Source organism: Vibrio algivorus, assembly GCF_030161215.1.
Classification (GTDB): Bacteria; Pseudomonadota; Gammaproteobacteria; order Enterobacterales; family Vibrionaceae; genus Vibrio; species Vibrio algivorus.
Window position 1 is genome coordinate 79,228 of record NZ_BSPV01000010.1, and the last position, 13,106, is coordinate 92,333.

8 protein-coding genes are annotated in these 13,106 nt (G+C 41.4%); all 8 read right to left on the reverse strand.

What is annotated here, in order from left to right; all coding sequences use genetic code 11:
- Nucleotides 1–26: 26 nt before the first annotated feature.
- Nucleotides 27–917, reverse strand: a complete 891-nt coding sequence (locus QQJ93_RS15350) for a glucosamine kinase nucleotide-binding domain-containing protein (RefSeq protein WP_089124855.1) — start codon at nucleotides 915–917, stop codon at nucleotides 27–29.
- Nucleotides 910–2,694 (reverse strand): glycoside hydrolase family 9 protein, encoded by a 1,785-nt coding sequence (locus tag QQJ93_RS15355; protein WP_089124854.1) that lies wholly within the window; start codon nucleotides 2,692–2,694, stop codon nucleotides 910–912. Before QQJ93_RS15355 ends, QQJ93_RS15350 begins: the two co-directional genes overlap by 8 nt.
- A 120-nt stretch (nucleotides 2,695–2,814) precedes the next feature.
- Nucleotides 2,815–3,816 (reverse strand): ABC transporter ATP-binding protein, encoded by a 1,002-nt coding sequence (locus tag QQJ93_RS15360; protein ID WP_089124853.1) that lies wholly within the window; start codon nucleotides 3,814–3,816, stop codon nucleotides 2,815–2,817.
- Between the two features lie 83 nt (nucleotides 3,817–3,899).
- Nucleotides 3,900–4,898: an ABC transporter ATP-binding protein gene (locus tag QQJ93_RS15365; RefSeq protein ID WP_089124852.1), complete on the reverse strand. Its 999-nt coding sequence runs from the start codon at nucleotides 4,896–4,898 to the stop codon at nucleotides 3,900–3,902.
- A gap of 1 nt (nucleotide 4,899) precedes the next feature.
- Nucleotides 4,900–5,925, reverse strand: coding sequence for an ABC transporter permease (locus QQJ93_RS15370; protein WP_089124851.1), 1,026 nt, complete (start codon nucleotides 5,923–5,925; stop codon nucleotides 4,900–4,902).
- 2 nt (nucleotides 5,926–5,927) lie between these two features.
- Complete coding sequence (locus tag QQJ93_RS15375) at nucleotides 5,928–6,914, reverse strand: ABC transporter permease (RefSeq protein WP_089124850.1); 987 nt, start codon at nucleotides 6,912–6,914, stop codon at nucleotides 5,928–5,930.
- 166 nt (nucleotides 6,915–7,080) lie between these two features.
- Nucleotides 7,081–8,763 carry an ABC transporter substrate-binding protein gene (locus QQJ93_RS15380; RefSeq protein ID WP_089124849.1) on the reverse strand — a complete coding sequence of 561 codons (1,683 nt, stop codon included), beginning with the start codon at nucleotides 8,761–8,763 and terminating at the stop codon, nucleotides 7,081–7,083.
- A gap of 919 nt (nucleotides 8,764–9,682) precedes the next feature.
- Complete coding sequence (locus QQJ93_RS15385; protein WP_089124848.1) at nucleotides 9,683–13,066, reverse strand: response regulator; 3,384 nt, start codon at nucleotides 13,064–13,066, stop codon at nucleotides 9,683–9,685.
- Nucleotides 13,067–13,106 lie beyond the last annotated feature (40 nt).

The following is a 13,106-nucleotide window of genomic DNA, read 5'->3' on the forward strand; positions in this document are numbered from 1 at the left end:
CTTTGAGGCTACGTCGTGTAGCTATATTATTTTTCAGTAAATTGAAATAGGTTATGTTGCGCTTGGTTTGCCATCATTAGAGCACCTTCCATTGCATCGCTTTTGGCTGGCACTAAGTACTCTGTTATTGCTGGCGAAAGCCAAGGTTGTATACGTTCAGCGATGCCTCCCATTAAGGCAATCTGCCTTGCGCCCTTGCTTACTAGTGCGTGGAGGTACATTTCAATATCTTGCGCAGTTTGAGTGAGTAAGCTTTCTGCAAATTCATCCCCTTGATTCGCACAAGCAAAAATTTGCGGTGAAAACTGGCCGTAATCACATGGACGAGCGGTTTTAGACCAAGTGACGATGTTATCAATATCATAATCAAAATGACTCATAACAACCTCTGTGATTGGGCTAGCAGGGTAGATGCCATCTTGAACCAGTAGGCTGTGTTGAATTAGTCTAAGTCCCATAATTGCACCGCCGCCTAAATCAGAGATAGGAAACTCACGGCCACCGACAACATGTTGCTTATCTTGAGTTAATAAAATGCCGCAAGATCCTGTGCCGGCAATCATGATTGCGCCATCTTGTCCTTGATGCGCCCCTAAGCAAGCACCATAAGCATCGGTATTGAGTACAACACTGGCATAAGGATGTGATAGCGACATAAATTGTTGCCAAGCGCTTTCTTGTTCAGCCGCTGCTAGTGCTAGTCCTAGGTGCATGCGAGAAAAGTCTTGTTGGGATAAACCGGCTTGTTGCGTGGCCTGGTTGATCGCTTCAGTGATGGAAGCCATGGCAACTTCAACACCTAATAAGATATTGGCACTACCGCTTTTCCCTTCACCGAGTAATACTCCATGGCTATCACGAATTCGTGCGCGACATGACGTGCCGCCACCATCGATACCGACCAATAAATCACTCATGGTTGGTCTCCACTGCTGGTTCTGTCACCGCATATTGTTGGACGGTTTGTTGTGAGATGATCGCCAATAAATACCAAGCGCCATGTGGGATCCATTGCTCACCCCAACGCCAGTTTTGTAGCATGTCATCTTTTTGTGGAGCAGGATTGAACGCAATATCTGCTTCATCATTAAAACCACCAGTGATGCCATTGCATACACCGCCTTTAGCATTAAAGAAGCCAAGCTCTGGTAGGTAGTCAGGGTTATGGTGACCATGGCCATCAAGCATACACATGTCGTATGGATTCAAGCCTAAAATCCAATCGAGCGCAGATTGAGCGTAGCTTTGTAATTGGTTTTTCAATGTTGGATCTTGTAGGTAAGGCTGCACTAAATTAGCCATAGCCGAAAGGGAGCCAAGCCGTGCATTTTCACCTTGCCACCAATAACCAGATTCATTGTTATGAGCGATAAAAAAGGCGTCACGTTTATCGCTATCAACCGCTTTCACATATTGCCTAGGGTAACCAAATGGATTGGCCACTTTTTGACTAATAGTGAGCTCAAATCGCACGGCATTTTCAATCACTGATAAAGTGGTTTGACATAATGATTCATCAGTTTCAATCGCTAAATATTCAGTGAGAGCAATCGTTGGCAATCCGGCTTCTGCTGAATGAAAGTAAGGTCTTGAACCATCTTGGTTAGCTGACCAAAAGTATTCAAAGTTCTCATCAGAAGTCTGGCGTAACATTAATGCTTGTGACCAACGACGTGCTTCTGATAAATAGAATTCATCTTGAGTACTGCGATATAGTTCGACACAGGCTAATAGGGCGCAATATTCATCAATAATGTTTTCAACACCATCGTTGAGATATTGAGTGTTGTGTTCGATTAAATGTTGATAGCCTTTGATTGCACAATCGAGATAAGTTTTTTGGCTGTATTCACCGCTTTCGGCTAGTTGAGAAGCCGCTGCTAATGCTGCAATCGCGATGCCGCCACCTTGACGAAATCCAGCTTGGTAATCTTGCCCTTTATGACCATCTTGCGTTTCATAAGCGCAAATTTCACGTTGAGCGGTGTCTTTACTCCACTTATCAAAAACAGTCATATAGAAGAAGCCTTGTGGGCTTTGCATACGAACTAAAAAGTCTGCGCCAAATAATGCTTCTTCGATTAAACGAACTTGGGAAAATAACGCAAAGTCATCATGATTTTTAGCAAGATTTAGCCCTTTCAACATATTCCACACCACCATTGGAATTTGTTGTGGATTTAAATAATTAGCATAAGAAAGATGGCTTAAGTATTTACTGACATCGCCAGAGGCGTCATACCAACCGCCATGAACATCGACGGTTTGCTGTGTTGATTTATCTGAGCTTAATATTGGTACATTACGATCTTGTTTATCAAACCTTCCACCGCAACGCTGAGATTTAAAGTAATGCAGTACATCAGAGAAGGTTCTGTTGATTAAAATATTGTTCTGGATCTCAAAGCAATGGGATTGCACTGAATCGATAGCTAATAAGTAGCTACCAGTTTTAGAAAAGCGAGAAAAATCGATTTGATAAAAGTGACCATGATGCCAACGATCAACACTACCAATAAAGGTGACTGGAAATTGCTCTTCGATCTGTTGGGTTTGTACATTGATCAATTGAGCGGTGAGCGGTTGTTGCATCTCTGGCGGGGTAGTGAGTTTATGATCAATATTTGAGGCAAGTACTACCGCATTTTTGCTGCTAAAGCATGAGTAACCTATATGGTTGGTGAGAATTTGCATATCTGCTTCAAGCCTCCTGCCTATAGCCCAATATTTTAAAGGCATAGACAACGTTCAAATAGTTTGTTGGCATACCAATCTGAGTGAAGGCTTCAGATTGGTATGCGGATAGATAAAGGATTAATCCTCAAATAGGTAGCAGCGAACAAAGTGGTTTTCTGCTAACTGAGTGACTCCTGGCATTTTCTCGCGACATTTGTCGGTCGCGTGTAGACAACGTCCAGCAAATGGACAGCCAAGGGAATCTGGTGTCCAAAGAGGAATTTCCCCTTTGTTACCTTTCAGTTTTTCATGGATCGATTTTTTAGGATCCGGAACTGCAGAAACCAGCAATTGAGTATAAGGGTGTTGAGGATCGTGAATAATTTCATCGGTATCTCCCCATTCCACCATGTGGCCGACATACATCACTGATAGATCTTCGGCAATATAACGAGCGGTAGCGATATCGTGAGTGATATACAAAAGTGACATTTGCTTATCAAACTTCATTTCTTCCATCAGGTTAAGTACCCCTGCACGGATAGAAACATCGAGCATAGACGTTGGTTCATCAGCTAATACCACTTCGGCACCAACCGCGATATTACGCGCTAAGTTAACTCGTTGACGTTGACCACCTGAAAGCTGGTGAGGGAATTTTGCCGCCGTTTCTTTTGGCGGATTAAGACCTACTTGTTCTAGCAGTTCATAGACTCTTTCCTGCAATTCTTTTTTATTGCTGCTTTTCACTTTATTGTGAATGATCAGCGGACGTGCAATATGGTGAAAGATATTGTGAGTTGGGTTTAATGAGCCAAACGGGTCTTGCCATACCATTTGCACACCTTCACGATAATGCATGAGATCTTGCCGCTTAGTGATATCGAGAATATTGCGCCCTTTATATTCAATCGTTCCGGCAGTCGGTGCGTACATTTTGGCTATCATTTTGGCGGTAGTGGATTTTCCTGAACCTGACTCGCCAACCACCGCTAAACCACGGCTTTTGTACATTTTGAATGACACGTCATTAATGGCACGCATCATAGGTTGCTTTAATGAATTACTCGTGATTGGGAAGTCTTTAACTAAGTTCTTCCCTTCAATGAGTAATTTTCCGTATTTATCTGATGAGCTCATAATTGTCTCCAGCTTTTCGCTAATTCTTGTTTTACTGGCCGTTAGTGACGACTAAACGATGTGTTGATTTCTATCTCGTTTAATTAAACTTTCGCCTGAACAATCGGCTCACCGTATAAGTGGCAGTTTGATAATCGACCCGGTTCTATTTGACGTAACTGAGTAGGAACATGACGACAAGTATCATGAACACGTTCACAACGTGCTTGGAAACGGCAACCTTCTGGAATCTCTAATAGGTTAAGAGGATTACCCGGGATCCCTGTTAACTTGGTTTTAGGACCAGTTAATGGTGGGAAAGATGATCCCAACCCTTTGGTGTAAGGGTGATACGGCGATTCTAAAATTTCTTTAGAAGGCGCCACTTCAATTAATTCACCCGAGTACATAATTCCAATGCGATCTGAGAACTCAACCATCAGCGATAAGTCATGGGTAATGAACAAGATGGAGAAACCAAACTCTTCTTTCAATGCATAGATTTTTTGTAAGATTTCACGCTGAACCACAACATCAAGAGCGGTTGTCGGCTCGTCCATGATGATCATTTTAGGATTAAGTGCTAATGCAATCGCAATCACCAAACGTTGACGCATACCACCAGAAAACTGGTGAGGGTAGTCACCTAGACGATCTGGATGAATATCAACAATTTCGAGTAGGCCAGCAGCACGCTTACGAGCTTGATCACGAGTCATATTGGTATGACGCATAATCACATCACAAAATTGTTCTTCCATTGGTAATACAGGGTTTAATGCATTCATGGCACTTTGGAATACCATCGACATTTCACTCCAGCGGAAGCTCTGAATACGTTGTTCGCTGTATTTGAGGATGTTTTCACCATTGAAGATGACTTCACCACCAGTAATAAATGCTGGCGGCTTGTGTAGGCGCATTAGTGAGAAAGCAACGGTGGACTTACCACATCCTGATTCTCCGGCTAAACCAAAGACTTCACCTGGAGCAATATCAAAGCTCACGTTATTTACGGCACGGACATCGCCTGCATCAGTTATGTAGTCAACACATAAATTGCGAATCGAAATCAGCGGTTCTTGTTTATTAGTAGTCGTCATATTATTTATCTCCGCTCCAAACTGCATTTTGTGGTGGCAACTCAGGCTCACGTGCTTTTTGGTCTTGCTCTGCAATCTTCTTCCAACGCTTCATTCCTTTATGTGAACGAAGTTGTGGGTTAGCGACTTCATCAACGGCGAAGTTAAGCATCGCTAAACCAACCGCTAAGGTAGTCAAAGCTAAACATGGGGCAATTAATTCCCACCAAGCGCCGACTAGAATGGCTGAAGAAGTTTGTACGTTATAGAGCATGATGCCCCAGCTAATAGTGCTTGGATCGCCAAGACCTAGGAATGAAATAGTGGCTTCCATCATGATGGCGTACATTACAGAACCGATGAAGCTTGCACCTACTATTGAAATTAGGTTTGGTAGAATTTCTACAAAAATGATTCGGAATGAAGATTCACCCAATACTTCCGCCGCTTTTACAAACTCTTTTTCACGTAGAGCTAAGGTTTGAGAACGAATAACCCTTGCGCCCCAAGCCCAGGAAGTACACCCAATTATCAATGCTATCGTTAGTGGACCCGCTTCACCGATAAAGGCAGCCAGAACGAACAGTAATGGATATTGTGGAATAACTAGCATGATATTCATGGCAGCGGTTAAGATGTCATCAATTTTCCCTCCAAAATAACCTGCTGAAACCCCAATAATGGTTGCAAGGAAACACACCACTAATCCTGCACCAAAACCAACCCCTAAAGATACTCGTGCTCCGTAAGCAAGTTGTGACCAAACATCACGGCCCATGCGAGTTGTTCCCAGAACATGGTCTTCTTTTTTCGACATGATCATAGTGCGGCGATCATTAGCTAGGTTTTGTGCCACCCACCCATCAGGGCTTTGTTTGGCCATATGAGTGACTAAACTTGGGTATTCGTGTGGATTACCGGTACGACGGTCTGGTTCATGTTTGGTAATTAATGGAGCAAATAGAGCCATTAAGATGAAAACCGTTAGGATCACCACACCAAACATGGCTTTTGAGTTACCTGAAAGTAATTTAATAAGAGCTTTCATGATTATTTACCTCCCTTGCGTAGGCGAGGATCAAGTACGACATACAGCATGTCTGCGAGTAAGTTAAAGAACAGCATGAATAGGGTCATGATAAGAAGTTGCCCTTGAAGAACTTGATAATCACGCGCATTGATCGCGTTAAATAGTACAGAACCAAGCCCTGGGTAGTTAAAGATGATTTCTACGATAAGTTGACCACCAATTGCCATACCAAGTGACATGGAAAGCGCGGTGACACTTGGTAGCATGGCGTTACGAGCAGCATAGTTAAAGACAACACGGTTTTCGCTCAGACCTTTGCCTTTTGCCATGGTGATGTAATCTTCATTAAGAAGGTTAATCATGTTGTTACGCATGTTAATCAGGAAGCCGCCAATCTGTACTATCGAGGCACAGAATAGAGGTAGAACGGCATGCCAAAGTACGTCTTTAATAAATACCCAACTTGTCCAATCGGGAATATTACCTGCGGTATAAGCATAACCAGTTGGGAACCAACGTAGACCGACAGCAAAAGTAAACATCGCGAGCATGGCGATAACCACTTGAGGCACCGCTTGAATGACCAGCATACCTGGAGAAATAAAGGCATCGTATTTACTACCACGTTTCCATGCAGCAAAAATACCCAGAATCGAACCGATAGAGAATGAGAAGATAACCGCAGTACCCGCTAGAAATAGTGACCAACCAAATGCACCACCAAGTAGCTTTTCAACTGACAGAGGATAAAACTGGATAGAAGTACCCAAATTCCAGCTTAAAATGTTTTTTATGTACGCAAAATATTGCGCGATAATACCGCCATCAACAAAGCCTAAAAGCTCTTTCATTGCTGCGATACGTTCTGGAGTGACTTGAACCGTGGCATTTGCAAACATCATGGTCACAGGGTCGCCTGGCATGGCGCGTGGAATCGCAAAATTAATCGTGGCAGCCACGATCAGCGCGATAAAATAAAATCCTAAACGTTTTAAGAAAAATCCCATAACTTACACCTTAACTTTCCCAGATTTTTTGGCCTGACTCTGGTTTCAGGCAGTCTATTTCAGACAAAGAAATCCCCTGACGCCGAGCGCCATACATTTTCGTATCAAGAGGGGAAGTTTAAAGGCGGTGCGCTGCTAGCAAATGAGCGCACCGCGGGGTTGCATGTTACTTAACAGGTTTTAGATCCAGTACGTGAAGTAGACGCTCTGGAATACCAGCCCAAATTTGTGGACGACCTTTCGGGTTTTTCTCATTCCACCAACCAGTAAATTTCTTGGTGTTGTATTGGTACATAGCAGCACCAGATAACACTGGGATAGTTACTTGGTTTTCAGCAATGATCTTCTGAATCTTATGAGCGATGTTGAGCTGCTCATCTTTATCTGCTGTTTTGTAGAAGCTATTTAACAAGCTATCTAAATCAGCGTTTTTAAAGAAGTGCATTGCAAAACGAGGCATACCTTCACCACTTTGTAGTGCTGAGTTATATGCTGAGTTCCAGTAAGTGTATGGATCCGCACCGTGGAAGTAGTTGGTGTAAGCCACATCGTAGTTACCTTCTAGCATTGCTTGGTTATAAACCGCAAATTCAGGTGTACGAGCTTTGGCTTTAATACCAGCATCTTGTAGTTGCTCAACCGCAAGTTGTACTGTGTTGTTAAAGTCAGTCCAACCATTTGGTGATTGAATTAGTAGTTCAAAAGATTTGCCTGATGGAGTATCGACAAATCCATCACCGTCTTTATCGACAAAGCCAGCTTTCTTCAATAATGCTTTTGCACCTTCAACGTTATAAGTGTTGTATTTCTTATATTCGTTGTGAACTTTCTCATCAGACCAAGCTTCAAATGTGTAACCCATACCTGAAGCGAAATCGTTTGGTGTACCTGCACCGTAGAAAGCGATATCGATGATAGTTTGACGATCAAGTGCCATCGAGAATGCGCGACGGAAATCAACGTTAGTTAGCGCTTCTTTCTTCGCAGGATCTTTCTCTGCAAAGTTAACCATGAACGCTTGTGTACCTGCTGGTGGGTACCAGTAATGGTGATTAGGGCTTACAGATGCGTAAGTTTTATCAATATCTGGTACGAATGACGATGTCCAATCTAGTTCTGAATTAACAATTTTGCCAAGTAACTGATCATTATTCGCGATTTGTGGAACACGTAGACAATCGATATCTAGGTTATCTGCATCCCAGTAATTTGGGTTAGCACACTGAATGTAAAGTTGTGGAGTAAAGGTATCAATTTCAGTAAATGGACCAGTACCTACAGGGTTTTCGTTGGTAAAGCTTGTTGGATCTTTTACGTCTTTCCATACGTGCTCAGCAACAACAGGCACTTTAGAAATCTCATAAGGTACGTTTGAATTTGCTTCAGTTAGGTGGAAGATAACTTGATAATCACCTTTCTTCTCTACACTTTTCACCCATTTGTTAATACCAGACTGATCTAGCGCTGGGTATTTTTTCAATAGGTCATAAGAATAAACAACATCATTGGCAGAAAAGGCTTTTCCATCAGACCATTTTACGCCTTCGCGAATATCAAATGTGACAGTCATTAGGTCATCAGACATTTTGTAATCTTTAGCAAGACGCATTACTGGTGTATTGCCGTGCATTTCATTAAAGATAACGAGAGGCTCATAAATGAAGTCAGTCGTTGTTTTTAAGTTAGTTGCACCAAGGTATGGGTTGAAGTTTCGAACCATTGTAGGGTAGAAATCAGGCACAATAGTTAACTCACTGCGTTCTGCAGCTGTGGCAACTGAAGTAAAGCCTGTTGCTGCGACAGAAAGTACTGCTGCTGCGATTGCTGTTTTCTTGATATTGGTAAGCATAGCTGTTCCTTACTTTTGCTTTTGTATTAGCTTAATTAAAAGGAATGTCATCAATTGATAAACACTCGCTTAAGACCTACCTCATGACTGTCACTTTCTATATGGGTGTGATGTTCTGTTACACCCTATGTGGCATTTCAGAGTGGCCTGTAGGCCTTTGGCAATACAAGAAAACACCCTAGCGTTGAAATCGTCAATTTCTATTCCCGTTAAAAACGTTAAAAGAGCAGTGTTTCTCGTTAAAATCGTAAAAATTTATACTTAATGGTCAATATTTGAACTTATTTTTAGTGTGATTAATATCACTTTCTATTTGTTTGAACTTCTTTAATGTAAGTGCTCACTATCTTTTTTGTGGCCTTTTTGTTTGTGATTTTATTTAATCTTATTATTTGTTGATAATGATCACTATTAGAACCCTCTCTTTGTTTTCGTTGAAAAAATAATATTGCCGATTTGTTGTGATTGGCTTCGCATTACCTGTAATAAAATAGATATGATAGTTTTTAAATCGATATTTAGTTGAAATAAACAGCAGGAATAGAGTCTTGCAATGCTGTTTATTTTAAATGAAAAATAAGTTTAAGCTCGATATTATTGAGTGTTAATAGTTTGCTAGTGGTTAAATATCTTGATAAGAACTAGACTCCAGATAAGTACTCTAAATAGCTTCTGTTTAACTGGGTTGGCTATAGCTTTGTTGACAGTGTTCATTCTTCTTAATCATATAGACAATCTATTCTCATAAGGCATATTCACTCGTTGCCTCACTGCAACGTTGACTAATTTAGGTGTAGAGAGGAATAAAAAGGGGGGAGAGATTGTATGATCCGCTATTATAAGGCTTTCTATCTATCGTAAAATTAAAGCCAGCATGATGATGCTGGCTTTAAGTGCGACAAGCGTTTCAGTTCTTTGGTTAAGTGGTGATGAGGGTTTGTAGTTTTTCTCGGCAGTTTAACAAATGTTGTCGCTGAGGCGTTTCAGATGACGTATGTTGTAAGATATAGTCAATCGTATTAAGAACAGTACGCCAGCGAGGCGTTTTCGGTAACGTTTCGATTCTTAAGTACTTATCCAAAGTTCGAGTTTGCAAAGTACTACGGTCAAGATATACGCGCCATAGTCCGCTTTGTTCGGCTAAATTAAATTTAGTTTGGCCGCTGTCTGATTCCCAATAATCCAGTGCGCAGTTCATCATTTCGACTAGTATTTCACGCATTATCTGTTGTTTGTCTTCGCTTTTGTTTGACACCTTATCAGCTAGACGTGTGAATTCTCCGCCTAATTCTTTTAATTGCTGGAGTTTGTTTTTGTCCCCTTCAAATGCGTAGCTCGAAAGGGCTTCAATTGCTGTTTCTAGGTTATCAATACGTTGGGCATTTATCCCACTACCTACGTTGAATATGTAGATGTATTTCAAGCCTGAACCTTCAGGTAAAGTTAAAATATCGGTCTTGATATGTTCTCGTTTATCCTCAATAAAAATATCGATTTCACCACAGAAATGTTCTTGAGTAGTCTTGAGATATTTAGGTGCGATAATTTCATCGGCTTGAGAGCGCTTAAGCTGTTCTGGCGTTCTCTTAAATAGCTTGGCTGCTGAATCATTGGCAAAGCGGACTCTACCATCATCTCGAACGCAAATGATAGCTTCCGGTGCTGATTCTAGTTGTTCTAATAGGCGACCTTGAGTTTCCAGTAAGCTGGCTTCTACTTGTTCACGTATTCGTAATTCTTGTTGTAACTGGGCATTTTCAAGTCGGCGAATTTCCGCTTTGCTTGCCGTTAAATGGGCGCGAATACGAGCCGCTAATTCTTGCTTATTAAAAGGTTTGGTTAAATAGTCATTTGCCCCACAATCAAAGCCTTTAATTCTGTCATTGGTTTGGCTTAATGCTGTTAATAAGATGACGGGGAGTTGGCCATGATCGTATTGTTTACGAATTTCTTGGCAGGCTTCATAACCACTCATGCCTGGCATCATAATATCGAGAAGCACTAATTCAGGTTTTTCTTCTTCAATCAATTGTATGGCACTTACCCCATCACTTGCTGTACGGACTCGATAGCCCTCTAAACGCAAAAAGCTATCTAGAATCTGCAGATTGACCGGTTCATCATCCGCGACGATTAATAGTGGTCCATTTGGATTCTGCGGTAATGATGAATCATCAATATTGACAAAATTATGCGTATCTGGCGCTTGAAAGTGATTTTGTAACTCACCTTGCTGATAATGGTCAATTTGTCGTTGGCTTGCGATAGGTAGAGAGAAACTAAAGGTTGTTCCCACCATTGGTTGGCTACTGACATATAAAGTGCCACCCATAAGTTCTATCAATTGGCGGCTAATTGATAACCCAAGTCCAGCCCCTTGGCGGTAACGGCTCGCATCTTGCCCAGCTTGAATGAGTGGCTCAAAAATATGTTCGAGCTGATCGGCAGGAATTCCTTGCCCGGTATCGACGACTTGGATACGAACTTTTTGTTCTAGTACGGTGGCCGAGATGATGATCTTACCTTCAGAGGTATATTTGATGGCATTACCGACGAGATTATATAGTACTTGCTCTAAGCGTTGAGCATCTGCTAATACTAAAGGAAGCTCTTGTGGCGTTTGATTAATAATGCGAATTGGTTTGCTACCCAGCAGATGCTTAGATAACTCTAGTACCAGTTTAGTCGTTGCTGCTAAATCAACGGTAGTGGTTTGAATATCGAGATTACCATAACGCATTTTATGATAATCCAACAAATCATCAACCAGAGTAGCTAAGCGTTGGCCACTATTAATGATAATGGAAAGTTGGTGCTTTTGATTCGCGGGAATAGGGCCATTGGCTCCTGAGTTTAACGCTTCAGCAATCCCGACCATGCCATGTAGAGGGGTTCTCAACTCATGTGAGGTGGTAGCCAAAAACTCATCTTTTAATTTATTGGCTAGATGTAACTCGTCATTTTGTTGACGGATGATTTTGATATTGTCTTCTAACTTCGCATTTTGATCGCCAATTAATTCTATCTTATCTTTAATTGAACGTTGCATACGAGCAAAGCTGGTGGCGAGTCGGCCAATCTCATCTTTACGATCTATATTGATAATGTCTTGTGATAAATCGCCAGCAGAGACCCTTTCGGCGACCCAAGTTAATTTAAGCAAAGGTCGGGTGATAAAGTTCGACAGGTAATGAGAGCAGATAAACACAACGAGGATGCCTATCAACATGACAATGTAAAAAATATGCTTTAATTGTTGAACCCGTGAATAGGCATCCTTTTCTGGTAATTCAATCACTAAAGCCCAAGTTTTACCTTGAGTATTGATTGGAGTGTAAGCGGCGATAACTTTTTCATGGAGACTATTAGTAAAAGATTCAACCGCTGTTTTTCCGGCTAACGCTTTTGTAACTACCTCATTACTGGCATTAATTTGATCTGAGGTGATCCCTTGAATCTTGGCTTGTTGGTCGGTACCTACCAGTAACTTAGTTACATCCTTATTATTGTCTGCCACAGTGTTGGTTAATGCGGTGCTTGGTAATTTAAACATCGCATAGCTGTGTAGGTAACCTTGTTGAATAATCGGGGCGCCAATCCATAGAATCTGTTCGCCATTTTGACTGGAAAAATCAGACAAAATGATAGGGGTATAGTCTTCGTTATTTTTACGTGATTCTTTAACGGTCGCGATTAGCTGTTGAAAAGTATGACCTAGAGGTGAATCTTTATACTTACCCGAAATCAAATTGGTGCCAAACTCATCGTTCTTGTTAACTGAATAGGCAACATCGCCTTCTAGATCAACTAACAAAATATCGCTGAAATCTGAGCGTTTTAGAACATCAACATAAGCCCAATGATAACGTTTATGCAACAATCGATATCGCTCGGTGCTGGCATAATTAGGAGATTCTGGCAGAACGGATGTTTTTATTTGATCGCCAGAGCCTAGTATATAGCGTTGTTGCGCATTTATGCGTGCTTGCTCTGGTGTGTCGCCTAATTTGTTAAAAGCACTTATTAAGCCATAAAACCGACCACCGCTGGCATAGGCTAGCTCTGAGCGCACCATTCCCATTACTTCGGACTCTTTAGATTTTAAATAATCGTTAATTTGTTGTTTTTTCGTGTCGCGAACTGAGGTCAAATATGAGGTACTTTGCTCTTGTAGGTCTTGGGTGTGAGAATGAAGAAAAAACAAACCAATAATAGTAAGAGGAGTAAGACTTAAAACCAGAAAGGCCACCATTAAAGTGTGTTGAAGTCTTTGAAATTTATGAGTCTTATTGGGCTTGAACATGATAATACTGCTTGCCTGTTATTGGTGAATAACCTAAAAA